A 24,171-nucleotide genomic window follows, 5' to 3' on the forward strand; every position below is an offset into this window, starting at 1 on the left:
TGTAGAGCGGATGAAGAAAGTAACCATCAACAGTGTCGCCAGCTATGCCGGTGTATCGAAAAAAACAGTGTCTCGCGTGCTCAACAATGAGCCTAACGTGAGTGATGCAACGCGCGAAAAAGTACTTAAAGTATTTAAAGAGCTTGATTACACACCAAACCCAATCGCTCGTGGTTTGGCACAAAACCGTAGTTTTATTATTGGTTGCTTGTACGACAATCCGAGTAAAAGCTATATTACCCGTGTGCAAACAGGTGCTTTAGCGGCATGTCATGAGCTTAATTATAATTTATTGATCCATCCATGCGAATTACGTGGTGATGAATTAATTAGTAATATTGAACAATTAATTCAAACCTCTCGTTTAGACGGCATTGTACTAACCCCACCATTTTCTGATTTTCCTGAACTTGTAAGCTTTTTAAAGTCGAAAAAGATCCCGTATGCTCGCGTCGCATCTGCGGTACTTGAAGACGACTCTATTTCGGTAAGAAGTAACGACGAGCAGGGGGCTTTTGAAATAACAGAGCATCTTATTAAGCTGGGTCATAAAGAAATTGCCTTCATTAAAGGTCACCCTGATCACAGTGCGACAGAGCAGCGTTTTAAAGGTTATCGAAGAGCGCTTGCGTCAAATGGTATCGAGTTTGATGAACGCTTAGTTGAAGAAGGTAACTTCAGTTATCACTCTGGTGTTGATAGTGCCCGTACAATCTTAGATTTAAACCCTCGCCCAACAGCAGTATTTGCATCAAATGATTACATGGCAGCGGCGGTATTAAAGCTTGCTACGCAAATGCAGTTAAGAGTGCCAGATGATATTTCTATTGCTGGGTTTGATAACGCACCTATTGCACGTCATATCTGGCCAGGGTTAACGACCATTGCACAACCAGTTGAAGAAATGACTCAGCAAGCAGTTAAGCAATTGATCACTCATATTGGTGAGCCACAAGAGTCGCCTTATCAAGTAACCCTTGAAGCAAAACTTATTACTCGAGAGTCGACAGCAGCAATTAAATAAATTTCATCTTGTTTTTTCACAGTAGCCCGAGAATGAGTGACGCGTTCTCGGGCTTTTTTATTTTCAATCTAAAAATTGCATTTTTATGATCTAAGTTGCTGTTTTTAAATAAAGCTCACAACAAAACCTTTCTTATGCATACACCTTTGATAGTGGTGCTTTACATGAATTCTACTCATATTCTACTAAAATTTAATTGTTCATTATTTGGTCATTTAAAAAAATTAAACTAAATTTAACAGATAAGGTTGACACCGGTGTCACAGTCATGAGTTAATACAGTGACACCGGTGTCAGGTTGGTTGTGAGAGACAGCCTGTCAGCGTACCTTTGAACGGGTAAATCAAAGTTGCTCAGTACAATTATTTTCGTGGAGTCTGTAATTGTTACTGAGCCTTTATCCTCTAACTATAGAGATGAGTCGAATTTATATGTTGCATCCTCGTATCCAAGAAGTCACCGAACGCGTTATCGAACGCAGTAAAGAGACCCGCCAAGCTTATTTAGAGCGAATCGCGCACGCAAAAAAACAAACAAGAGTTCGTGCTGGTTTAGGCTGTGGTAATATTGCACACGTTATGGCTGCTTGTAGCAGCGATGACAAAGCTCGTTTAAAAGCAGACGAGCAACCAAATCTAGCTATCATCAACGCTTATAACGACATGCTTTCTGCGCATGTTCCTTACAAAGACTATCCAGAAATTATCAAAAGCCTTGCCACTAAGTTTGATGCTACAGCACAGGTTGCTGGTGGTGTACCTGCTATGTGTGACGGTGTTACACAAGGCCGTGATGGCATGGAGCTTTCATTGTTCTCGCGTGACGTGATTGCAATGTCTACTGCGGTTTCTTTATCGCATGACGTATTCGACGGTGTTTTCTGTTTAGGTGTATGTGACAAGATTGTCCCTGGACTTTTAATTGGTGCCTTATCATTTGGTCATTTACCAACGTATTTCTTACCAGCTGGTCCAATGCAGTCGGGTATCCCGAATAAAGAAAAAGCCCGTGTTCGTCAAAAATTTGCACAAGGCTTAGTAAGTCGCGAAGAGCTTTTAGAAGCAGAAAGCGCATCATATCACAGTGCCGGTACTTGTACTTTCTACGGTACCGCAAACTCGAATCAAATGTTAATGGAAATTATGGGTCTACATTTACCAGGTAGCTCTTTCATTAACCCTTACACAGAGCTACGTGATGGTTTAACAGGTCATGCTGTAGAAACCATGTTAAAGCAGTTAATCGAAACAAAAGATGCTAACTGCCTTGCAGACGTAGTAAGTGAAAAAACAATTATTAATGGTTTAGTTGGCTTGTTATCAACAGGCGGCTCAACAAACCACGCAATCCACCTAGTAGCTATCGCCAAAGCAGCGGGTGTAATCCTTACTTGGAAAGACATGGCTGACTTATCAGAAGTTGTGCCACTTCTTACACGTATTTACCCGAACGGCTCAGCAGATGTGAACCATTTCCAAGCTGCCGGCGGTATGGGCTTCTTAATGAAGCAACTACTAAGCAAAGGTTACTTACATAACGACGTGAAAACGATTGTGGGTGATGGCTTAGAAGCATACACCACAGAGCCAATGCTAGATAAAGATTCATCAGTGATCATGACTAACAGCACTGGCCCAAGCAAAGTTAAATGGGTGGCGTGTCCAGAAAAATCACACGATGAAGAAGTGTTACGTCCGATTGATAACCCGTTTAGCAAGCAAGGTGGTTTACAACTTCTTACAGGTAACCTTGGTAAAGCTGTTATTAAAGTATCTGCAGTGGCTGAGTCACATCAAGTTGTTTCTGCGCCAGCTAAAGTATTTAGCTCTCAAGGAGAGTTACAAGAAGCGTATAGCCGTGGTGAATTAAACACAGACTTTATTGCTGTAATTAAAGAGCAAGGTCCAAAAGCGAAAGGCATGCCTGAGCTTCACAAACTAACGCCAGTAATGGCAACACTACAAGACCAAGGCTACAAAGTGGCGATTGTGACTGACGGCCGTATGTCGGGTGCATCAGGTAAAGTTCCTGCTGCAATCCACTTAGCACCAGAAGCGGTTGAAGGTGGTGTAATCGCAAAAATTCACGAAGGTGATTTAGTGACGCTTGATGCACCAGCGGGTGTATTGAAAGTACACGTAAGCGATGAAGAATTAGCAAAACGTGAATTACAACTTAGCCAACCAAGCCAAACATATGGTACAGGCCGAGAGTTATTCGCAGGTTTCAGAAATATAGTAAGTAGTGCAGACCTAGGCGCAAGTGCCTTTGGTTTAGAATAATAATACGCCGTTACTGGGCTATGAGGAACAAACAATGAGCATTGAGAAAATTTTATCATCGGCACCTGTGGTACCGGTTGTTGTTATCGAAAAACTTGAAGATGCAGCACCCCTTGCACGTGCGCTTTATAACGGTGGCTTAAAAGCACTAGAAATTACTTTACGTACGCCGATTGCGGCAGAAGCTGTAAAGCTAATGAAAGAAGCCATACCAGAAGCATACGTTGGCACAGGTACCGTGGTTGATAAAGCAACATTTAATGCATCTTTTGAAGCCGGTGCTGACTTCATGGTTAGCCCAGGTGTAAACGACGAATTATTAGCACTGGCTAAAGACACTGATATTCCATTTTTACCAGGTGCAGCAACACCAAGTGAAGTAATGAAATTAGCAAGCCATGGCTTTAAGTTCTTAAAGTTCTTTCCTGCAGAAGCAGCAGGTGGCACAGCAATGCTGAAATCAATTGGTGGCCCTTTACCACAAGTAACTTTTTGCCCTACAGGCGGCATTAGCCTTGAAACAGCACCTAATTACCTGGCACTTAAAAACGTAATCTGTGTAGGTGGTACTTGGATGCTAGATAAACAACTTATTGAAAACAAAGACTGGCAAGCCATTGAAGCGCTTGCTCGCCAAGCAAGTGAAGTAAAATAATTAACGGGAGATATTAGAATGATTAATGTTGCAATTAATGGCTATGGACGTATTGGTCGTAACGTATTACGTGCCCTTTATGAGTCAGCTCAAAACAACGAAATCAAAATCGTTGCAATCAACGATTTAGCGCCAGCAAATGTTAACGCGCATTTAACTCAATTTGACTCAGTACACGGTCAATTTTCTCAAAAAGTAACACTTGCTGAAAACACCATGCTAATTGGTAATGATGAAATTACCCTTACGCAAGAGCGTGATCCAGCAAACCTTCCTTGGAAAGCTTTAAACGTAGATATCGTTTTAGAATGTACTGGTTTATTCACTTCACGTGACGCAGCGGCTAAACACATTGAAGCGGGTGCTAAAAAAGTAATCGTTTCTGCACCAGGCACGGACATGGATGCAACAGTTGTTCATGGTGTTAACAGCGAAGTATTAAACGCTGACAGTAACATCATTTCAAATGCATCGTGTACAACAAACTGTTTAGCGCCAATTGCAAAAGCAATCAACGATACAGTAGGTATCGAGCAAGGTAGCATGACAACAATTCATGCTTACACAAACGATCAAAACTTATCTGACGTTTATCACCCAGACTTATACCGTGCACGTAGTGCAACTCAGTCAATGATCCCAACGAAAACAGGCGCAGCTAAAGCAGTTGGTTTAGTACTTCCTGAACTTGCGGGTAAACTTGACGGCATGGCAGTTCGTGTTCCAACAATCAACGTATCTTTAGTAGACTTAACGTTCGTTGCTAAGCGTGAAACATCTGCAGCAGAAATTAATGAAGTCGTTAAAGCTGCATCAGAAGGTGCAATGCAAGGTATTCTTGAATACAACGAACTACCGCTTGTTTCTATCGACTTTAACCACAATCCTGCGTCTTCAATCTTCGATTCTACCCAAACTAAAGTAGATGGTAAGCTTGTTAAAGTGATGGCTTGGTACGATAACGAGTGGGGTTTCTCAAACCGCATGTTAGACCAAGTTAAAGCGCTAGGTCAGTTCTTATAATAGAACAGTAAAAGTTTAAGCTTTATCCAACAAAGCCACGTTTATCGTGGCTTTTTTGGTTTTTGCTGGATAAAAGCATTTATTCACAGTATCTTGTCTTTAAATATTTTTAGGGACAGATGATGAATAAATTTTTAATACCTTTATGCCTCTTGTTAGTGTCTTGCTCATCAACACAAGATAAAAACCTACCCGATTTTAATATTCCCAAAGATGTGATAACAAAAGCAAAAGACGACTTCAGACGATCTGATGATAAAATTTTATTTATGATGATGGTTAATCAAGCGGGTGATGTTGTGAAAGTCAGTGTATTGGATAATAAGCTGCAAAATAAGCAATTCTTAAATATGTTTAAAAAGAATATGTATAACCTTAAATATCCAAAAGCTCAGCAAGGGGACCCTGAATTTAGAGAATTCATTATACCATTTGGTGTAAAAACTGAAGTAGAATTCTATGGTTAATCCCAGTTTATGAGGAAAATAATGAAAAAAATCTTATTAACTACTTCACTCTTTGTAATGTCGTTACTGCCTAGTTATGCTTCAGCATCAGAAGAAGCTCAGCAACTTGCAGTGTGTTTAACTGATTCACTAAATGGCAAAGAGCGGAAAAATCTCGCTAAGTGGATTTATCTGGGTATGTCGACGCATAGTATAATTAAGCCTTTCGCGAACGTGACAGAGCAAGATATGGATGACACTAATCGCTATGTTGGTGCGTTAGTTACGCGTTTATTAACTGAAGACTGTCCAAAGCAAGCTAAGGCGGCGATAGAAGTCGGCGGTCAGGGAGCAATGGAAAACGCATTCGGTATTGTCGGTGAAGTTGCAATGCAAGAGTTAATGGCTGAGCCAAGTGTGGGTAATGCTTTAGGTGCATTTGATAAATACCTTGATCAAGATAAGTTTGATAAAGCATTTCAGTAATAGTTAAAGGCTTATTCTTATATAAGCCTAAATCGTTTTATAAGGATATGGATGTTCAATAATATTAGACAGTTCTTCGCTATTAATTCTTTATTTACACATTTTCGAGATGACTCAGCGTATATTTGTTCCTAAATTCTCCTGTGTTAAGCTGCAAAAAATTGATAAATGGATTTTTATAGCATGGCACGTCTTTATCATCGGCTATTTAGGGCTGAGCAGTTTCAAGTGGGTGAAGGAATGATTAAGCAGCAGGTGTTCCCGTTTAAAAAGCAAAAATAAAGCCTCACTGAGGCTTTATTTATAATTAACTACACTCATAATCGCGAAACTAGCTCAGAAAGGCGAGGGCGTTTGTCTGAGTTGAGTCCTAAGCACTCTTGAGCTATGTCAGCAAGCATCTCGGTAATGTCGTTTTGTTCAGTGACTACAGTCAGTAAATCATCGATAAAATAACCAAGGGCACGTACTTCAATGCCTTCTAATAGCAGCTGTTGATTAGGCGGCAGTATTGATAAGTCAGTTGCAGCACCAAAGTCACCAAATAATAACTCGCCATGTGAATTGATCATGCTGTTATGGGCATAAATGTCACCATGGCTTACTTGTTTTTGATGCAAATGGGCGAGGGTACTTGCCATTTGCTTGACGATTTTTAGCACCATTTCTGGCGCGTACTGACAGTTGTCTTCGAATGTGTCTCGGGTACAAGTTGCAAGGGAGGGCGGCAAACCAAGATTTGTGAACTCTTTACTGATAAGCTCCATCACTAAACCAAGTTGTGTCTCTTCATCAACATAGCCTAATGCTTTTATGAGATTTGGATGCTCACTTGCTTTTAAACAGCAATTTAGCTCATCAAGTGGATAGCCATCACTGGTGATCTCGCCTTTAAATAACTTAAGGGCAACAGGACGTTGATGCCAGTTGGCCAAATGAATAACCCCAGACGCACCTTGGCCAATCTGCTTTTTAACTTCGATTTCATCCAGTGCGATTTTGCTAAACTGCTCACAGTGTAAGCTAGTTGAGCGATTTAAATCGTTACCAGAGAAGGCAAGCCAAGCAAGTTTCGGTAAAGCTAAAAGCCAATCTTCAACTTTTGTAAGCTTATTGGCACTTAAACGTATTAGCTCAAGCTCTTTACAATCAGCCATTGAAACTGGCAAATGAGTTAACTGATTACCTGCCAGTGCGAGCTTTTTAAGCTTGCTGTACTCACCAAATGTATCAGGTAAAACAGGAATTTGATTATCAGTTAAGATCAGCCATTCAATCTGCGTTGGTAAACAGTGCGCTTTAAATTCAGTAATTTGATTACCTTTAAATGCCACCATGATTAGGTTTGGGCATTGTCTTAGCACGTCTGGAATATGTTTAAACTGATTAAATGATAAAAACAGCCGTTTGAGATTTTTTAATTTGTAAAAATCGTCAGGTAAATCACTTAGCTGATTATTAGATAAATCGAGGATTTCTAACGTATCGGCTAGGGTATAAATTTCTTTTGGGAATTCGGTTAGTTCTGCAACAAGCTGAAGCCGTGTACAACCTAATAGAGAACCGGCTTTTAACTCTTCGAGGGTATTCAATGTTGATTCCTTTGGGCTAAAAGGTAAAAGGCCAACTGGGTTGGCCTTTTTAATTAAAACTGTGCGTTGTGGTAAACGTTTTGTACGTCGTCACAGTCTTCTAGCATGGCTAAAAAGCGTTCCATGACTTCAACGTCTTCACCTTCAATGGGGGCTTCTACTTGCGGCACAAAAGCAATTAGATCTTCGTGGAAATCAGTAATTCCCATTTCTTCAAGTGCTGTACGGGTATTGTTGTACTCAGTATGTGGAGCGAATACAGTCACTTTACCGTCTTCAACTTCTACATCTGTTACATCAACATCAGCCATCATTAGTGCTTCTAAAACAGCCTCGTCATCATCACCATCAAATACAAAAATAGCGAGGTGATCAAATAAGTGTGATACTGAGTTTTGCGCACCAATTTTTGCATTCGCTTTTGTAAAACAAACACGTACGTCAGCAAAGGTACGTTTGTTGTTGTCGGTTAAACAGTCAACAATGATCATACAGTTGCCCGGGCCGTAACCTTCGTAGCGAGTTGCTACGTAATCTTCGCCGCCACCGCCTTTGGCTTTATCGATTGCACGCTCGATTACATGCGTAGGTACTTGGTCTTTTTTAGCTCGCTCAATTAAGCGACGAAGCGCTAAGTTGCCATCGGGATCAACACCACCATTCTTAGCGCAGATATAAATTTCTTTTCCGTACTTTGAATAAACTTTGGTTTTTGCACCCGCAGTTTTTGCCATTGAGTCTTTTTTGTTTTGATAAGCTCTGCCCATCTGCGTGTTGCCTTTTTGTTATAGATAAAAATAAAGCGGTTATTCTAATCATTTAAACTACTAGTTAACAGTGTTTATTCTTCGCTTTGCTGTAACTGCCACATTCGTGCGTATTCACTATTCGCTGCAAGCAGTTGATGGTGCTGACCTTGCTCAACAACCTGTCCTTGTTTCATAACAATAATTTTGTCAGCGTCAGTAATTGTTGATAAACGATGCGCAATGACTAAGCTGGTATGTCTTTGTGCAACTTCACGCATCGCGCTGAGAATGGCTTGTTCTGAATGCGAATCTAGCGCCGATGTTGCCTCATCAAATAATAAAATGGGTGAACCCTTTAAAATGGCTCTGGCAATTGCAATGCGTTGTTTTTCACCGCCTGATACTTTTAAACCGCGTTCACCAACAAGGGTTTTATCGCCTTTATCTAGGCTGGCAATAAATCCATCTAAATGGGCAAGGCTTATGGCTTGATCAATTTCACCTTCGCTTGCTGTTGGGTTTCCGTAGGCGATGTTTTCGCGAATGCTGGTATTAAATAGCACGGTATCCTGCGGTACGATGGCAATTGCTTGGCGCAAACTTTCAAGTGTCACTGTGTTGATAGCTTGCTCATCGATATAAATTTTACCTGCATCAACATCATAAAAACGGTAGAGCAGGCGGCTTAGAGTACTTTTACCTGCGCCACTGGCACCCACAATCGCCACTTTGCTGCCAGAAGTAACCTCAAAGCTTAAGTTATTTAAAATTGGCCTTTGTTTGTCGTAACTAAACGACACATTTTCAAATCGAATAGCAGCTTTGGTTGCATTTAATGGTTTTGCATCTTTGTCATCGCTAATGGCGGCTTTTCGATTTAACAGCCCCAGCATATTTTCAAGGTCAGTCAGCGCACGGCGTATCTCACGATAAACAAAACCTAAAAAGTTAAGTGGTAAAAATAACTGGATCATATAAGCATTGATCATCACAAGCTCACCTATTGTCAGCTCTTTATTGACCACTGAGCTGGCACCAAGCCACATCAGCGCTGTTATAGCCGTGGCTATAATAAGTGCTTGTCCTGAATTAAGCGCAAGTAATGATAAACGATTTTTAAGCCTTGCTTGCTCCCATTTAGCTAAAAAGCCGTCGTAGGTGCTCGCTTCATAGTGTTCATTGTTGAAGTACTTAACGGTTTCGTAATTTAGTAAGCTGTCGATTGCACGGGTGTTTGAGTTGTTATCGGCAGCATTTGCTTCACGAATAAATCGGTTACGCCACTGAGTTACAATCACAGTAAAAGCAATGTAACTAGCAACCGCAATTAATGTTACCAGTGCAAACCAAGGTGAAAACAAGGTTGCAAAAATAATGGCTACTGTGATTATTTCAAATAGGGTTGGCACAATATTAAACATCAAAAAGCGCATTAAAAAGCTGAGGCCACTTGTGCCACGCTCTATATCGCGACTGATACCGCCTGTTTGCCTGTCAAGATGAAAGGCAAGTTCTAAACTATGCAAGTGTTTAAAAACTTTTAAGCCAATATGGCGCATTGCGTGCTCAGTAACACGGCCAAATAACGCATCGCGTACTTCACCAAAAAATACACTGGCAAAGCGCAGCAAACCATAAGCGATCAGCAAGGCAATAGGAACGCTTAATAGCGGGTTGATACTCGCATCAACCGCGTCAATTATTTCTTTTAGTGCCCAAGGCATCAGCAATGTGGCGCCTTTTGCAGCAATAAGCGCTAAGACGGCTAAAATAACCCGGCCTTTAAAGGTCATTAAATAGGGCCAGAGTGTTTTTATGCTTTGTGATAGGTTCATTGCATCAGGCGATCTCGTCACCTGTTCTTTGCGGCTCATTCCACGCATGGGGGTCTCTTAAAAATCAATTTGATAAAAATAGGCAAAAGCTTTCGTGTTTTAGGCAAGTGTAATTTGTTAATTTACCTCTATACTGAATGCATTATACACAAGCGCATTAGCAAATTAGTTAAATGCATGAATAAAACACGAAGAAAACTAAGGAGTAAGCATGAAAACCGTCGGTTATGCAGCACATGATTCTGAAAAACCATTAGAGCCGTATCATTTTGAACGCCGTGCACTTCGTGATGAAGATGTATCAATTGAAATTCTATATTGTGGCGTGTGCCATTCAGACTTACACACCGCAGAAAACGACTGGGGCTGGACTCAGTACCCAGTGGTACCAGGCCACGAAATCGTTGGTCGCGTCCTTGAAGTAGGCAGCGGCGTTACTAAATATAAAGTGGGCGATAATGTTGCTGTGGGTTGTATGGTTGATAGCTGTTTAAGCTGTGATCAGTGTCATAACGGTGAAGAGCAGTTTTGTCGCGAAGGTATGGTAGGAACTTACTCAGGACAAGACCGCATTAGTGGTGAACTCACTCAAGGTGGTTATTCAAAACACATTGTGGTGCGTGAAGAATTTGTACTAAGTGTGCCTGAAGGCTTAGACCTTGCTAAATGTGCACCAATTTTATGTGCGGGTATCACAACCTATTCGCCACTACGCACTTGGAATGTCGGCCCTGGTAGCCGTGTTGGTGTGATTGGTTTAGGTGGTTTAGGGCACATGGCAATTAAAATCGCAGCTGCAATGGGTGCACATGTTACGGCGATTAGCCGTAGTGATAAGAAAAAACAGCAGGTTTTATCTTATGGCGCAAAAGATTTATTGGTATCGAGCGATGAAGATGCCATGCAAGCGCATGCAAATCAATTTGATGTGATCATTAACACTATTCCGGTAAAACACGACTTTACGCCGTATATTCCGCTTTTAGATATTGATGGTACGCAAGTATTGGTTGGTCAAGTAGGTGAGCTTGAAGAGACTAACTCAGTGCCATTATTAATGGGGCGTCGCCGTGTTGCAGGCTCATTGATTGGTGGTATAGCGCAAACTCAAGAAATCTTAGATTTCTGCGCGTTACATAATATTTTACCTGAAGTTGAAATGATCAAAATGGACCAAATTAATGACGCTTTTGATAAGTTAAAGCAAGGTGATATGGCCTCACGCTTTGTTATCGATATGTCATCATTAGAAGTTTAACAAAGTTAAATTACTAAGCGGGCCTAATTAGGCCCGCTTTTGTTTTAGTCACTTTTATTTTAGTAATACCTTGTGTTTTATTTTTTTACCCCCATTATACCCACGGTATCTACTTAATTTATTGGTCAATTCTTGTTACGGTTTTTCTCAGTCATTATCTTGCTATTTACTGTGTTCTTTAGCGCACAGAGCATGGCTATGCCTGACACTCACTCACACTTTGCTGCGACAAAATTGTTCCAAGTCGAGCTGACTAAAACCCCAGTTATTTCACAAACTCATACAGTTGAACATCCTAAACCGGTAGAGCCGTCGGGGTTTGATACCCTAGTGCCGCGTTTAACTGCCAGTAATTCATCATTATTTCTTTATCACAGTCAGGTTGATCCTGATTACGAGCTATTAATTGAATTCTTTGCTGAAGACTGGAGAAAAGAGCACTTTTTAGCGCCGCCAAGTGCTGTGCGTGTGATCCCATGGTTTGCATTAGCCACTCAACGTAAATCCCGCATTAGTGGCTGGAAAGACGCTAATCTCTTGTATAAAGCCAATACGACCTATCATAGCTAAACGACTTCCTTCGTTACTTTTTATTTTTTGGAATTAAATTTTTACCGGCTGACAATGCCGGAAGGAAGTCATGTATGTCACATAAACCTAAGCCGGCGCTATGGCGTCGACTAAAAATGAGTTATGTCGCTATGATAGCGGCGTGTATTTTATTAGCGGTTAGCGCACTACCTAACCTTTACCCTAACAAATCCTGGTTGCACATTAGCTTGCCAGATCAAACTGTGACGCTGCAAAGTGTGACAACGTCACTAAATCAACATGGTTTTGAAGTGACTGAAGCCAATGATAGCCAAGCACAACTGGCTATTTTATTAGCTGAGCCGACTCAAAGTGCTAATGCGTTGAGCTTTATAAAAACGCAATACCCACAGCTAGAGGCTAAAATTGTTGAGCATGCGACAAGCCCACAATGGCTTCAGCAGCTGGGTCTCTCACCGATTAAATTGGGACTCGACTTAAATGGTGGCGTTTTATTTGTGCTTGATGTTGACCTAGATAAAGCAATGCAAGAGCACTTAAACAGTGTGTATCAACAAACTAAATTGACGCTTCGTAAAGACAAAATTCGTGGGATCCGGGCAAGTGAAGTAAAAGATGGGGTTGAGTTACAAATTTTACCAAGTGGTGAGGAGCAACTTGCAGGACTTGTCCCAACGTTACAAGGTCAATTCAAAGGCCTGATGGAAACTAAATCAACAACGAATAACCTAACCACGGTATTACTACATTTTAACGAGCAAAGCCAAAACGAATTCAATAAACAAGTTATGGCGCAAAGCCTAACAACCCTGCGTGGTCGCATTGAAGAGCTTGGTATCACAGAAGCGGTAACGCAAAGACAAGGTAAGCAGCGCATTCGCATTGAGTTACCTGGTGTGCAGGACCCATCAGAAGCGAAACGGATTATTGGTGCAACTGCGACCCTCGATTTTTATCAGGTCGTCGAAGTAGGTGGTAAAGCGTTTAATGTACAAGGCGGTGGCGTTGTTAATTTAAATCCGATGGCTATTTTTTCAGGTGATCACATTAATAATGCCAGTGTTGGCAAAGATGAATGGGGCAAGCCTTTAGTTCAGCTCAGTTTAGATTCGCAAGGTGGCGATGCGATGTCTACTTTTTCGAAGCACAACATAGGTAAGCCAATGGCCACGGTGTATTCGGAATACTCACGTGATGCAAATGGCGACGTTGTTAAAAAAAGCGAAGTGATCAATGTGGCAAACATTGCCCAGCATTTAAGTTCTCGTTTTAGCATTACTAATATGAAAAGCTCTCAAGCAGCCTACGATTTAGCGCTTTTACTACGTGCAGGGTCGCTCACAGCGCCAGTGACAATCGTTCAAGAACAAACCATAGGCCCAAGCTTAGGCAGTGAAAACATTGAGCACGGTTTAGCTGCGTTAATGCTGGGTATCGGTATTACCCTTGCGTTTATGGCGCTTTGGTATCGTCGCTTAGGGCTGATTGCCAATATTGCTTTATTGCTTAATCTAACGGCTTTAGTTGGTTTAATGTCGTTATTGCCGGGGGTTGTGCTGACCTTACCGGGTATTGCAGGGCTTGTTCTGACGATAGGGATGGCAGTTGATACCAATGTGATTATCTTTGAGCGAATAAAAGAAGAGAAGCGTAAAGGTCGACCTACATATCAAGCGATTGAGCAAGGTTATAACCAAGCATTTACGACCATTTTTGATGCCAATGTGACTACGATGATCACGGCAATTATTTTATACGCCATTGGTTATGGGCCGGTGAAAGGCTTTGCAATCACGTTAGCGCTTGGGCTATTAACCAGTGTCTTTACTGGCGTTTATATTTCAAAAGCGCTTAGCCAAACACTCTACATTAAACTAACTAATTTGACGGGGGCTAAAGCATGAGTTGGTCAACATTAACTGCAGCGAGTAAAGCACGCGTTTTAGGGCTAGTTCTAAGCTGTGTTTTAGTCATCGCGAGCTTAACTGTTTTATCTGTAAAAGGACTAAACTTTGGCCTTGATTTTACAGGTGGCTACATCACTGAAATCAACACAACGTCAGTCACGACAATTGCTGATTTAAAGGCTAAGTTAAGCCCCGAGGTTGCGAGTAAATTAGCTATCAGTAAAGCGGGTGAATATCACTTTGTTTTAAGAGAAGCACCAGAGGCTAGCAAAGCGAGTACTTGGCAAGCAGAGCTGAATGAGCAAGGCGTCGACTATAGCGTATTATCTAGCTCATTTTTAGGCTCACAAGTGGGTGATGAGCTTTTTGAACAGGGCTGTTTAGCTTTATTTGCAGCGCTGATTGCAATTATGGTTTATCTTGCCGTGCGCTTTGAATGGCGACTCGCAGTAGGTTCAGTGGTTGCACTGTTACATGATTTAACTTTAGTGCTGGGCTTGTTTTCCTTACTTGGGCTTGAGTTTAATTTAACCGTGCTGGCGAGTTTACTGGCTATTATTGGCTATTCATTAAATGACTCAATTATTGTTGGCGACAGAGTCAGAGAGCTTTTACGTATTCAGCCAGACAATCAACGCATTAACCCCCATGTTGTGATTAACGATGCAATTGGTTCTACCTTAACACGTACGTTGATCACCTCAGGCACAACACTTGCGACCATTGCCTGTATTTGGTTGCTTGCTGGTGCTGCATTAACGGGTTTTGCCATCGCGTTATTTGCAGGCATTGTGGTGGGAACCTTCTCATCGATTTGTATCGCTGCGACCTTGCCGCAGTTATTGGGGTTAAGTTCAGAAAATTACACCCAAACACTGGATGATAAAACCAAAGCCTATATGGAGATGCCGTAAGTCAGTTTTATAACTTACTTTCATCAGCCGCTATTTTTCCATAGAATAGCGGCTTTTCTGTTTTAACTGCTTTGATATGAATAAAACACACGTAATTGAACATTTACGCTTTGCGCTTGAGGCACAACTGCAAAACGCTAAAGAAGCGGCAAAAGCGGCCCATGATGCAGCAACTCACGAAGAAAGTGTTGCTGAAACTCAATACGATACCTTGGGTTTAGAGGCTGCTTATCTAGCGCAAGGGCAAGCTGAGCGAGTTAATGAATGCTACCGTGACATACAAGCATTCAATACAGTGTTTAAAGAAAGCGAATTTAATAAGGTTCGTGAAGGTGCATTAGTGTGTCTTACCGATGAGCAAGATAACGCCAAATGGTTTTTTATGGGCCCAAGTGCTGGTGGCTTAGTGGTCACCGTAAAAGAGCAACCGATTTATGTTGTAACCCGAGAAGCGCCGTTAGGTAAGCAATTGATTGGAAAGTGCCTTGATGATGAAGTTGAACTCTCTATTGCTGGCAAAAAACAGTTGTACGCCATAGAACAGTTAATTTAATTATTGGTATTTTTAATCAGTAAATTTCATCTTCAAGTAAAAAATATCTCGTTGGTCACAAAGCAAAAAAACCTCTATAAATCACATCAAGCTTAAGGCTTATACCAATACGCTTAATTCCCAATTAATGCGTATTGGTATTTCAAGCACCCATCTAGTTAAGTGAAGTTTAGCCTCATGCGTTCACTTAATTGGTTGGGTGTTTTTCATTTTATTTATGGCTTCATTTAGGAAAAGTCGTGTTTAAAACCTTGATTGTGGTTGATAACAATGAGCAACGTATTGCTCAAAATTTCGAAAATGTCATTACCTTTGACACCTACTTACGTGATTACCCAAAACATAATGAGCCAAAAACACGCATTTTAAACTTGTGTGATACAGGGCAGTATTTAAGTAAAGGTTATTATTGTTCTTTGCTTGCTGAAGCAAGAAAGCATCAGGTATTACCAAGTGTAAAAACAATTAATGCGCTACGTAGCGATGAATACAGCACGCGTCATAAAGCGCTTGCTGGTGGCACTGTATTTTTTGGTCACACAGATAAAGAGCAGCAAAGTAAAGCAACCAAAGCATTATTCTCGCAATATCCTGCGCCTATTTTGGTGTGTGATGAGCAAGGTGTTGTAAAACAAGGCACAATTGCATCATTAGATGACACTGGCTTTACAGAGTTTGTAAAACAACTCAGCAGCTTTACAGAGTCAGTGTGGCGTATTCACGATAAAAAACGTCGTTATCGTTGGGATATGGCTATATTGGTTGATCACCAAGAAAAAGTGCCGCCAAGTGATAAAGATGCCATTGCTAAATTTATAAAAGCAGCTGCTAAGCACGGTATTTATGCTCAAGCACTGACATTTGATGAAATTACCAATATTGCACAATTTGATGCGTTGTTTATTCGTCAAACCACAGCCATCGACCATCCAACCTATCGTTTAGCGAGTAAAGCGCAAAGCTTAGGGTTAGTGGTCATAGATGATGCAGAGTCGATACTGCGCTGTTGTAATAAAGTGTATTTGCACGATGCCTTTAATTATCAAAAAGTGCCGAGTTTAAAAACTCACGTTGTTGCTGATACAAGTGAAGAGACAATTGAAAGTTTAGAAGCAAACTTTAGCTACCCACTGGTATTAAAAATGCCAGAAGGCTCTTTCTCAAAAGGCGTATTTAAAGTTGCTACTCGTGATGAGTTAGTTGCTAAGTTAACTGAGCTGTTTGAGTTCAGTGCACTGGTGCTTGCACAAGAGTACATGTACACCGAATACGACTGGCGTGTCGGGGTGTTAAATGGCCGTGCAATTTATGCGTGTCGTTATTTAATGGCCCGTAATCACTGGCAAATTTATAACCATGATGCAAAACGCTTCTTCTCAGGTGGCTTTGAGACCTTGCCAACCTTTGAGCTACCTAAAGTGGTACTTGATGCAGCATTAAAAGCCTGTAAAACAGTGGGTAAAGGTTTGTATGGTGTTGATGTTAAAGAGCATCAAGGTAAAGCATACGTGTTAGAAGTGAATGACAACCCAAGTATCGACCATAAAGTCGAAGATGCCTATTTAGGTGATGAGCTTTATATGATCATTATGGATGAGTTTAAACAACGCCTAGAAGCACGAGGCCGCGGTTAATGAACGCATCTGTTTGTCAAATCCGCTTTGCACAGGCCACGGATTTGACAGCTCTTGTAGCCATTGAAGAGCAAAGCTTTAGCCAAGATAGATTAAGTAGCCGTAGTTTAAAACGCTGGATCAGCGCAACTCACGGCTTATTGATGGTGGCTGAGGTAGATAATCAACTAGTTGGTTATGGTTTAGTGTGGTGCCATAAAGGAACGCGCCTTGCTCGGTTATATTCACTGGCGGTTTTGCAATCGCAGCAAGGCAAAGGGATTGCTTCACAGTTACTTCTTGCGCTTGAAAATGAAACGGCTAAACGGGGCCGTTTATACATGCGTTTAGAAGTTGCGGTAAACAACCAATCAGCAATTCGCTTATATGAAAAACTGGGTTATCAGGTGTTTGGTCATTACAGTGATTATTATGATGACCATAGTGATGCTCATCGAATGCAAAAAAACATTCGTCGTAATATCGAATTTAATGCCGATAAACACACACCTTGGTACCAGCAAACTACCGAATTTACCTGTGGCCCAGCGGCGTTATTAATGGCAATGTCATCATTGAATGATACCGCAATGAGCCAACTCAAAGAGCTGGATATCTGGCGTGAAGCCACGACTATCTTCATGACTTCAGGGCATGGCGGTTGTCATCCTTTAGGGTTAGCACTTGCAGCAATGAAACGTGGTTTTAAAGCCGATGTTGTTTTAAATACCCGTGATACTTTGTTTATTGACGGGGTAAGAAGTGAAAAGAAAAAAGCCATTTTACATTCAGTACACAATCAGTTTGTAGCCGAAGCGATAGCTGCAAAATTGCCAGTACGCTATCAAGAGTTAACCTTGGCTACCATTGAAGATTGGCTTGCTGAGGGTAAAGCGGTGGTGTTATTGATCAGCACTTATCGGTTTGATGGTAAAAAGTCACCGCACTGGGTGTGTGTAACGCATATTGATGAGCATTGCTTGTACGTGCATGATCCGTTTTGTGAAAACGAAAAACAATTGGCGATTGATTGTCAGCATGTCCCAATAGCCAAAGCTGATTTTAGCAAAATGGCTAGTTTTGGCTCATCACGGCTCAGTACAGCGATGGCCTTTTATTTATAATTTTGATTGTTAGTTTGATTTGGAAGTGCAGTGACACTGAGTAGTTTATTTGATATTGCCCCTTATTCTTGGTCAGCAATTGGTAGCGCCGCTTTTTGCGGCGCAATTATTGGTATGGAGCGTCAATTACGCGGTAAACCTGTGGGTATTCGAACTTCAGCGCTCATTGTGTTGGGTACTTATTTGTTTCTATCAACAGCGTTTATGTTGCATGGCGAAGATATTGATCATTCACGTGTAGTTGGCCAGATCATTACTGGTATCGGCTTTTTAGGTGCAGGGGTGATGCTTGCAAAAGATGGTGCGGTAGTTGGTGTAACATCTGCTGCAACGATATGGGTATTAGCATCAATTGGTGTTGTTATTGCCACCGACAACTTACTAGCTGCAATAAAACTATCGGTGCTGGTGGTGGGTATTTTATATGGCGTAGATGTACTTGAAGCTAAGTTTAAGAGCTTAGGGCGCGGTGTACATGCTCGTGTAAAACGCTATTCAAAGTTGTATTATCGAAAAGAAAAGTGAAGTCGATGAACCGTTTTCCTGCAATGCTGAATATGCTTATCAAAAATGGCTATGCCATAATAGTCTATGAAGACAGAGGCAGCCCACAAACTAGTAAGATTTTATTTACGAAAGACATTTAAACTTATTAGCTTACTTAGGCAAGCTAATTAAAAAGTGGGCGCCTACATCACTTTCTTGTACGCAAATATCGCCTTGCAGTTGTTGGCTAACTATTTTCTTCGCTATGCTGAGGCCAAGCCCTATACCTGATTGGTTGTTTTTACCTTTGTAAAAGGGGGTGAAAATTGAGCTTAGTTCAGTGCTGCTGATACCGGTGCCGTTATCTGTGTAGTGAATTTTTAACACCTCATCAAAATCAAAAATATCAATTTCTATTAAAGGGTCTGTAATATTGTTGAATGCATGTTCAATTGAGTTTTGCAATAAAATAAACAGCACTTGCTTGAATAAGTCTATATCAACTTCAAATTGGTTATGCGGGTTTTGATAATTAATATCTAATTTGATATCGCGATGTTTTATTTGCTCTTCTAAGTGCTTATACAATGACTCAGAGAGTTGCTCTAACGTCATGATTGTTTTACTTGATTGTGACTTGGTATAAAGCAAATCTTGTAAAATTCGTATCTTATAAGCAGATGAAGTTAAGTTCCTGTCAAGTAGTTCGTTGGTATTTAACAAAGTCTCTAAAGTATTTTGCAGTGCTTGTTGGCTAAGCTGTTTTTTTATCAGTCTGGTTTGTGTTTCTTTGACAGCAAGCCGGGTAACATCAACTGCTGTAATACAGTTACCAAGTGGTGTGTTGAGCTCGTGGGCTATTCCTCTAATTAAAGTGGCCAGTTCAGCAAATTGTTGTTGTTCAAACGCTTGTTTTTGCTGATGCAATAATTTCAGTTGGGTTTCGAAGCTTTGTTTAATGGTTTCGAGTAGCTTTATCACGGACTCGTTGTATTCATGGGGTTTGCTATCAAGGATACAAATTGTGCCAAATGGGGTGGTGTCTCCTGCACATATTGGTAAACCTAAATAAGAAATCATATTGAGCTTGATATCAGGGTTTTCTTTCCAGTCTTCATCAATAAGTGCGTTGGGAATATTCAGTAATTTTTGGGTTTTTACGACATGTTCGCAATAAAGGCCTGAATCTTCTAACTCTTCACTGTCACCAATTCCATAAGGGTTATCTTGGTTATCGTTTTTTGAAAACACACTAATAATATTATTTTCTACCTTCATTACTAAGGCGACGGGCACATCAGCAAACAAGGCTAAAACTTCGAGGGTTTTATTCCAACTTTGCACTAACTCATCATAATCAAGCTGATACATTTTTAGACTCAAACAAATACCTATACAACTAACTAAAAGCTTAGTAATAATTTTTAATTCAGCAACTTAAATATGATTTATCTGACCTTGGCTTAGAACATTTCCGGCATTTTAGCTTTATCCAAATAGTTTTCGTCTAACGACTGTGCGATATTCACTAGGTGTTTGTGAAAGCACTTTCTTGAATACCCGTGTTAAGTGACCTTGGTCGTTATAACCAACTTCCAGTGCAACTTCTTGAATAGACAAATTTGAAGAGGCTAATAACTCTTTTGCAGTTTGTACCCGCAACTGTTGCCAATACTCCACAGGAGTTTGGCTGGTGGCTTGGCGAAAACGGCGAGTAAAAGTACGGTAGCTTAAACTAAATTGTGCTGCAATTTCTTGCAGAGTCAGTTCAGAGGTTAAATTGTTTTTTAGCCAAAATTGAATTTGTGCGATGAGTTCATCTGGGTGTTTATCGACGGCACCCTCAAGGTAGCGCTGATCTTCATAGGGCTTACGAATTTCATGGGAGAAATTACGCTCAACATGTTGTGCCGCTTCTCGTCCGTAATATTGACTAATAATATGCACAATAACATCGGCAAGGGCATTTAAACTCGCAACTGTATACATGCGCTCAGATTGTGTGATGAAAAAATCAGGCTTAAGCTGCACTTTAGGGTAGTCACGTTTAAATTGCTCTGCGTAATGCCAGTGAGTGGTAGCAGGGTGGCCATCCAATAAGCCTGCTTCTGCAACTAAACAATTACCAGTGCCTACACCAATGATATGACTGCCTTGTTGCCAAGATTCACCGAGCCAGTTCACCAAACTTTGTTGTTTGCTCACCACAGGACGCGGGTTTCGCCAAATCCCAGGCACAATAATCAAGTCACTAACAGGCGCTGTGACGGTTTCGCAATCGGGCATAATTGAAAGCCCAGTACGATTAGGGATCGCTTTTAGACTACTTGCCACTAAATTGATGTTTAGAGGTTTAAATTCGTTCTGCTGACGATGGCTTTTTGCAAAGGCCTCACCAGCTCTGAGCATTTCGATAGGCAAGGTTAAACTGGTTATTAGTAAATGGGGATAAACCAAAATACTAATTTCAATGGCTTTTACTTGTTGAAGTTTCGTCACTCAAATTGCTCCGACCAGTTGTTTTTGGCCTATTGTGCATGTTATTTGGCTATTTAAGCATAAAGCGTGTTAATTAATCCATTTAAACTTGGCTTAATTCTCATAACACGTTTTCTCAAGGTTTTTTATGACAGCATTACCCGTTATTGTTGGTATGGGTGGTATTAATGCCGCTGGCCGCACTTCTTTTCATCAAGGTTATCGTCGTATCGTGTTAGACAGCTTGGACGCTAAAGCCCGTCAGGAGACATTTTTAGGCTTAGCGACATTAATGAACTTAGTCACTCTTACTGAAGGTGTACTTAAAGATGCCCAAGGCAATACCATTGCCGAATCAGACATCGAAGCTAAGTTCGGTGAAGAAATTTTAGCTGGCACACTTATTCGTAAAATTGAAAAAAACCACTTCGATGTGGATGCGACTCCATGGCAGCAAAAAATGACGTTAACAGCGTCAGGTGAACAGCAGATTGTTTTTGAAACGCGCCGCCGTGATTTACCAACTCCAGTACCAAGTGCTTGGCAGGTTGAAGAATTAACTGATAAAAAAGTGAAAGTCACAATTAGTGCTGATCTTGCTATTAAACATGACAGTACGCGCGATAATCCAATTAAAGCGGCCGGTCAATTACCAACAGGTTTTGAACCTTCGGCTATGTATAACAGCCGTTATCAACCAAGAGGCTTGCAAGCGACTATCTTTGCCGCAACCGATGCGATTCGTTCGACAGGTCTGGCGTGGCAGCAGGTGATGAATAGCGTTGAGCCTGATCAAATTGGCACTTACTCAGCTTCTGTGGCTGGTCAAGTTGATGATGAAGGATTTGGTGGACTTATTCGTGCGCGTCAGCAGGGCGACCGTGTGAGTACAAAACAGCTTGCACTTGGCTTAAACACCATGTCTACTGACTTTATCAATGCTTATGTAACAGGCAATGTGGGCACAACCTTTACTACATCAGGTGCATGTGCAACGTTTTTATATAACCTGCGTGCAGCTGTAAACGATATTCAAGCGGGTCGTACGCGTGTAGCTATTGTGGCGTCTGTTGAGTGTGCAATTACACCCGAAATCGTTGAAGGTTTTGGCAATATGAGCGCACTTGCAAATGAAGAAGGTCTAAAGCGCCTTGATAATACAGATGTGGTTGATCATCGCCGTACCAGCCGTCCATTTGGTGAAAACTGTGGTTTTACAATTGGTGAAGGCGCACAAGTTGCTATATTAATGGATGATGCATTGGCATTAGAGTTAGGCGCTGATGTGTTAGGCAGCGTTGCAGATGTGTTCGTCAATGCCGATGGTATTAAAAAATCAATTACAGCCCCGGGCCCAGGTAACTACATCACGATGGCAAAATCTGTTGCACTAGCAAACAGTATTGTTGGCCAAGAGGCGGTACAAAAGCGTAGCTTTATTTTGGCACATGGCTCAAGTACACCACAAAACCGCGTAACAGAATCACTGATCTATCATAAAGTGGCAGAAACATTTGCAATTGATAATTGGAAGGTTGCTGCGCCTAAAGCGTATGTTGGCCATACCATTGCTCCAGCTAGTGGTGACCAATTAGCTATGGCATTAGGTGTGTTTAGTCACAACATTATGCAGGGTATTACGACAATCGATAAAGTGGCAGATGATGTGTATAGCGAGCATTTAGACATTCGTACTGAACACTATCAATGTGATGCTATGGACATTGCCTTTATAAACTCAAAAGGCTTTGGTGGTAATAACGCAACGGCGACTGTGCTATCACCTGCAATTACATTAAAGATGCTTGCAAAGCGTCATGGTGATGAGGTTATGGCGCAATATCAAGACCGTCACACTCAGGTAGCCAAAGCGCAAGCTGACTATCAACAACAAGCTGATTTAGGTCATTATGAGCTAATTTATCGTTTTGGAGATGGCTTAATTAATGAAAATGGCATTGAAATTAGTGAAGATTCAATGACAATCCCAGGTTTTGATAAAAAAGTTTTATTATCAAAACCAAACCCTTACCAGGATATGTTTTAAGATCAAGGCATGTTTAAGCACATTCTTGACAGCAAGGCGCTTTTAAAGCGCCTTTTTTAGTGCTATATGAGTTCCTATCAAAGGGATTTGGAGCCAATGTCATGATTAAATTCACTAAACTCGCAGCACTTTGTTCACTTATCGCATTACCAACAAAGGCTTTAGCACGAGATGTCAACTGATGTACAGGCTGTCACATCGGCTTACATTGTTAAAAATTCAAATAAACGTTACCCAGGTAGTTATAACGGCTCTCGCCTTAAAGGCTGGGCATTAATGTATTATTTGGTTGATACACATGGTAAGGCAAAAGACATTGAAGTGATCATGGCAGCTGATACTCGCGGTAGTGAAAAAATGCAGATAAATACTTAACCAACTTAGAGTTTGCACCTGCCACAAAAGAAGGCAAAACCGTAGAAGGGGGTTAACTGTTTTCGTTTGAAGTAGGTAAGTATTTTAATGATTACTCAAATGATAAAGCGAGCCGTGGTTTTATTAATGAATACGATGAAATCAATAAAATGCTGCAAGCAAAAGAGTTTAAAAAAGCTGAGCAAGCATTCGCTGAGTTATACAAAGATCATACTAAAAATACTTCAGAACAAGCATTATTTGTATGGTTGAAAAGCCAATATTATTACCATCAACAGCAATGGTTTGGCTTTAATGAGCAGTTGTCTGTAGCCTATTTACTGCGAGCTAAGTTACCAACAAATATACAATATTTAGTCGCTAAAAGTGCTCTACAATGGTACAGCTTCAAGGGCGATTTTAATCTTGCTTACAATGCTATTTATGCGTTAGATAATATCGAGGGTAAACAGTTTTCAGAAGAAAATAAACTTGCCACTATCAAGCAAATTGATGACTTATTAGCCCGTACACCGCAGATTAATTCACAAATCAATGTTTCAAAAGATAAGCTGTCATATTTATCTTTATCTCGCGGTTCAATCAAAACTGAAGGCGCGAGCGATGTTTCTAAATTACAGATCCGCTGTGCAGATCAAGTCATTGACCTTGAAGCAAGTGAATCGGTTAATTATATCATTGATGAGCAGAGCAGAGCAGAGCAGAGCAGAGCAGAGCAGAGCAGAGCAGAGCAGACGTTGCGGATTATTAGTTAAATCTGCAAACCCTGCTG

22 protein-coding genes are annotated in these 24,171 nt (G+C 41.0%); 17 read left to right on the forward strand and 5 right to left on the reverse strand.

Annotated features, from left to right (window positions below; translation table 11 throughout):
* The first annotated feature begins 10 nt into the window (after window positions 1-10).
* The 6 genes from ABMY41_RS00465 (at window position 11) to ABMY41_RS00490 (ending at window position 5,916) form a co-directional block, all read left to right on the forward strand.
* Complete coding sequence (locus tag ABMY41_RS00465) at window positions 11-1,024, forward strand: LacI family DNA-binding transcriptional regulator (RefSeq protein ID WP_349273904.1); 1,014 nt, start codon at window positions 11-13, stop codon at window positions 1,022-1,024.
* A 431-nt stretch (window positions 1,025-1,455) separates the two neighbouring features.
* A complete protein-coding gene (edd, locus tag ABMY41_RS00470) occupies window positions 1,456-3,306 on the forward strand; it encodes a phosphogluconate dehydratase (protein WP_054561636.1) in 1,851 nt (616 codons plus the stop codon).
* Window positions 3,307-3,340: 34 nt separating this feature from the next.
* Window positions 3,341-3,961 (forward strand): bifunctional 4-hydroxy-2-oxoglutarate aldolase/2-dehydro-3-deoxy-phosphogluconate aldolase, encoded by a 621-nt coding sequence (eda, locus tag ABMY41_RS00475; RefSeq protein WP_349273905.1) that lies wholly within the window; start codon window positions 3,341-3,343, stop codon window positions 3,959-3,961.
* 18 nt (window positions 3,962-3,979) lie between these two features.
* Window positions 3,980-4,984 (forward strand): type I glyceraldehyde-3-phosphate dehydrogenase, encoded by a 1,005-nt coding sequence (gene gap, locus ABMY41_RS00480; RefSeq protein WP_062564508.1) that lies wholly within the window; start codon window positions 3,980-3,982, stop codon window positions 4,982-4,984.
* Between the two features lie 122 nt (window positions 4,985-5,106).
* The gene (locus ABMY41_RS00485) at window positions 5,107-5,451 is read left to right on the forward strand and encodes a hypothetical protein (RefSeq protein WP_349273907.1); all 345 of its coding nucleotides are present in this window, start codon (window positions 5,107-5,109) and stop codon (window positions 5,449-5,451) included.
* Between the two features lie 21 nt (window positions 5,452-5,472).
* Window positions 5,473-5,916 carry a hypothetical protein gene (locus ABMY41_RS00490; RefSeq protein ID WP_062564507.1) on the forward strand — a complete coding sequence of 148 codons (444 nt, stop codon included), beginning with the start codon at window positions 5,473-5,475 and terminating at the stop codon, window positions 5,914-5,916.
* A 317-nt stretch (window positions 5,917-6,233) separates the two neighbouring features.
* Here ABMY41_RS00490 and ABMY41_RS00495 read toward each other — a convergent pair whose 3' ends face one another.
* The 3 genes from ABMY41_RS00495 to ABMY41_RS00505 form a co-directional block, all read right to left on the reverse strand.
* Window positions 6,234-7,508 (reverse strand): protein kinase, encoded by a 1,275-nt coding sequence (locus tag ABMY41_RS00495; RefSeq protein ID WP_349273908.1) that lies wholly within the window; start codon window positions 7,506-7,508, stop codon window positions 6,234-6,236.
* Window positions 7,509-7,561: 53 nt separating this feature from the next.
* Window positions 7,562-8,275, reverse strand: coding sequence for a YebC/PmpR family DNA-binding transcriptional regulator (locus ABMY41_RS00500; protein ID WP_054561631.1), 714 nt, complete (start codon window positions 8,273-8,275; stop codon window positions 7,562-7,564).
* A gap of 74 nt (window positions 8,276-8,349) precedes the next feature.
* Window positions 8,350-10,131, reverse strand: a complete 1,782-nt coding sequence (locus tag ABMY41_RS00505; protein ID WP_349273948.1) for an ABC transporter ATP-binding protein/permease — start codon at window positions 10,129-10,131, stop codon at window positions 8,350-8,352.
* A 172-nt stretch (window positions 10,132-10,303) separates the two neighbouring features.
* Here ABMY41_RS00505 and ABMY41_RS00510 point away from each other — a divergent pair, with 172 nt between their 5' ends.
* From ABMY41_RS00510 to ABMY41_RS00545, 8 genes are all read left to right on the forward strand, one after another.
* Window positions 10,304-11,350: an NAD(P)-dependent alcohol dehydrogenase gene (locus ABMY41_RS00510; protein ID WP_058585149.1), complete on the forward strand. Its 1,047-nt coding sequence runs from the start codon at window positions 10,304-10,306 to the stop codon at window positions 11,348-11,350.
* Between the two features lie 192 nt (window positions 11,351-11,542).
* Window positions 11,543-11,920 carry a hypothetical protein gene (locus ABMY41_RS00515; RefSeq protein WP_349273909.1) on the forward strand — a complete coding sequence of 126 codons (378 nt, stop codon included), beginning with the start codon at window positions 11,543-11,545 and terminating at the stop codon, window positions 11,918-11,920.
* 74 nt (window positions 11,921-11,994) lie between these two features.
* Window positions 11,995-13,806 carry a protein translocase subunit SecD gene (secD, locus tag ABMY41_RS00520; protein ID WP_349273910.1) on the forward strand — a complete coding sequence of 604 codons (1,812 nt, stop codon included), beginning with the start codon at window positions 11,995-11,997 and terminating at the stop codon, window positions 13,804-13,806.
* Window positions 13,803-14,723, forward strand: coding sequence for a protein translocase subunit SecF (gene secF / locus ABMY41_RS00525; protein ID WP_349273911.1), 921 nt, complete (start codon window positions 13,803-13,805; stop codon window positions 14,721-14,723). Before secD ends, secF begins: the two co-directional genes overlap by 4 nt.
* A 76-nt stretch (window positions 14,724-14,799) precedes the next feature.
* Window positions 14,800-15,276 (forward strand): transcription elongation factor GreAB, encoded by a 477-nt coding sequence (locus tag ABMY41_RS00530; protein ID WP_349273912.1) that lies wholly within the window; start codon window positions 14,800-14,802, stop codon window positions 15,274-15,276.
* A gap of 239 nt (window positions 15,277-15,515) precedes the next feature.
* On the forward strand, window positions 15,516-16,910 hold the full coding sequence (locus tag ABMY41_RS00535; RefSeq protein ID WP_349273913.1) for a RimK family protein: 1,395 nt from the start codon (window positions 15,516-15,518) through the stop codon (window positions 16,908-16,910).
* Complete coding sequence (locus ABMY41_RS00540; RefSeq protein ID WP_289096515.1) at window positions 16,910-18,013, forward strand: GNAT family N-acetyltransferase/peptidase C39 family protein; 1,104 nt, start codon at window positions 16,910-16,912, stop codon at window positions 18,011-18,013. Before ABMY41_RS00535 ends, ABMY41_RS00540 begins: the two co-directional genes overlap by 1 nt.
* A gap of 30 nt (window positions 18,014-18,043) precedes the next feature.
* A complete protein-coding gene (locus ABMY41_RS00545) occupies window positions 18,044-18,538 on the forward strand; it encodes an MgtC/SapB family protein (protein WP_054551426.1) in 495 nt (164 codons plus the stop codon).
* 132 nt (window positions 18,539-18,670) lie between these two features.
* Here ABMY41_RS00545 and ABMY41_RS00550 read toward each other — a convergent pair whose 3' ends face one another.
* Together ABMY41_RS00550 and ABMY41_RS00555 are read right to left on the reverse strand one after the other, a co-directional pair.
* Window positions 18,671-19,882 (reverse strand): GAF domain-containing sensor histidine kinase, encoded by a 1,212-nt coding sequence (locus tag ABMY41_RS00550; protein ID WP_287244395.1) that lies wholly within the window; start codon window positions 19,880-19,882, stop codon window positions 18,671-18,673.
* A gap of 105 nt (window positions 19,883-19,987) precedes the next feature.
* Window positions 19,988-20,998, reverse strand: coding sequence for a helix-turn-helix domain-containing protein (locus ABMY41_RS00555; RefSeq protein ID WP_062564495.1), 1,011 nt, complete (start codon window positions 20,996-20,998; stop codon window positions 19,988-19,990).
* Window positions 20,999-21,125: 127 nt separating this feature from the next.
* Between ABMY41_RS00555 and ABMY41_RS00560 the strand changes: the two genes are divergently transcribed.
* The 3 genes from ABMY41_RS00560 (at window position 21,126) to ABMY41_RS00570 (ending at window position 24,154) form a co-directional block, all read left to right on the forward strand.
* Complete coding sequence (locus ABMY41_RS00560; protein WP_349273914.1) at window positions 21,126-23,024, forward strand: beta-ketoacyl synthase; 1,899 nt, start codon at window positions 21,126-21,128, stop codon at window positions 23,022-23,024.
* A 171-nt stretch (window positions 23,025-23,195) separates the two neighbouring features.
* Window positions 23,196-23,399 (forward strand): hypothetical protein, encoded by a 204-nt coding sequence (locus ABMY41_RS00565; RefSeq protein ID WP_289096519.1) that lies wholly within the window; start codon window positions 23,196-23,198, stop codon window positions 23,397-23,399.
* 149 nt (window positions 23,400-23,548) lie between these two features.
* Window positions 23,549-24,154: a hypothetical protein gene (locus ABMY41_RS00570; protein ID WP_289096521.1), complete on the forward strand. Its 606-nt coding sequence runs from the start codon at window positions 23,549-23,551 to the stop codon at window positions 24,152-24,154.
* The last annotated feature ends 17 nt before the right edge of the window (window positions 24,155-24,171 follow it).

Origin of the sequence: Pseudoalteromonas sp. BZA4 (assembly GCF_040104395.1) — a bacterium.
GTDB lineage: Bacteria > Pseudomonadota > Gammaproteobacteria > Enterobacterales > Alteromonadaceae > Pseudoalteromonas.

What these genes read in the sequence shown, in the direction of transcription:
- ABMY41_RS00485 (WP_349273907.1), top strand. Translation starts at nt 5,107, where the DNA reads ATGAATAAATTTTTAATACCTTTATGCCTCTTGTTAGTGTCTTGCTCA.
- ABMY41_RS00465 (WP_349273904.1), top strand. Translation starts at nt 11, where the DNA reads ATGAAGAAAGTAACCATCAACAGTGTCGCCAGCTATGCCGGTGTATCG.
- gap (WP_062564508.1), top strand. Translation starts at nt 3,980, where the DNA reads ATGATTAATGTTGCAATTAATGGCTATGGACGTATTGGTCGTAACGTA.
- ABMY41_RS00500 (WP_054561631.1), bottom strand. Translation starts at nt 8,275, where the DNA reads ATGGGCAGAGCTTATCAAAACAAAAAAGACTCAATGGCAAAAACTGCG.
- ABMY41_RS00570 (WP_289096521.1), top strand. Translation starts at nt 23,549, where the DNA reads ATGCTGCAAGCAAAAGAGTTTAAAAAAGCTGAGCAAGCATTCGCTGAG.
- secD (WP_349273910.1), top strand. Translation starts at nt 11,995, where the DNA reads ATGTCACATAAACCTAAGCCGGCGCTATGGCGTCGACTAAAAATGAGT.
- ABMY41_RS00530 (WP_349273912.1), top strand. Translation starts at nt 14,800, where the DNA reads ATGAATAAAACACACGTAATTGAACATTTACGCTTTGCGCTTGAGGCA.
- ABMY41_RS00490 (WP_062564507.1), top strand. Translation starts at nt 5,473, where the DNA reads ATGAAAAAAATCTTATTAACTACTTCACTCTTTGTAATGTCGTTACTG.
- ABMY41_RS00565 (WP_289096519.1), top strand. Translation starts at nt 23,196, where the DNA reads ATGTCAACTGATGTACAGGCTGTCACATCGGCTTACATTGTTAAAAAT.
- ABMY41_RS00515 (WP_349273909.1), top strand. Translation starts at nt 11,543, where the DNA reads ATGGCTATGCCTGACACTCACTCACACTTTGCTGCGACAAAATTGTTC.
- ABMY41_RS00510 (WP_058585149.1), top strand. Translation starts at nt 10,304, where the DNA reads ATGAAAACCGTCGGTTATGCAGCACATGATTCTGAAAAACCATTAGAG.
- ABMY41_RS00560 (WP_349273914.1), top strand. Translation starts at nt 21,126, where the DNA reads ATGACAGCATTACCCGTTATTGTTGGTATGGGTGGTATTAATGCCGCT.
- edd (WP_054561636.1), top strand. Translation starts at nt 1,456, where the DNA reads ATGTTGCATCCTCGTATCCAAGAAGTCACCGAACGCGTTATCGAACGC.
- secF (WP_349273911.1), top strand. Translation starts at nt 13,803, where the DNA reads ATGAGTTGGTCAACATTAACTGCAGCGAGTAAAGCACGCGTTTTAGGG.
- ABMY41_RS00505 (WP_349273948.1), bottom strand. Translation starts at nt 10,131, where the DNA reads ATGAGCCGCAAAGAACAGGTGACGAGATCGCCTGATGCAATGAACCTA.
- ABMY41_RS00540 (WP_289096515.1), top strand. Translation starts at nt 16,910, where the DNA reads ATGAACGCATCTGTTTGTCAAATCCGCTTTGCACAGGCCACGGATTTG.
- eda (WP_349273905.1), top strand. Translation starts at nt 3,341, where the DNA reads ATGAGCATTGAGAAAATTTTATCATCGGCACCTGTGGTACCGGTTGTT.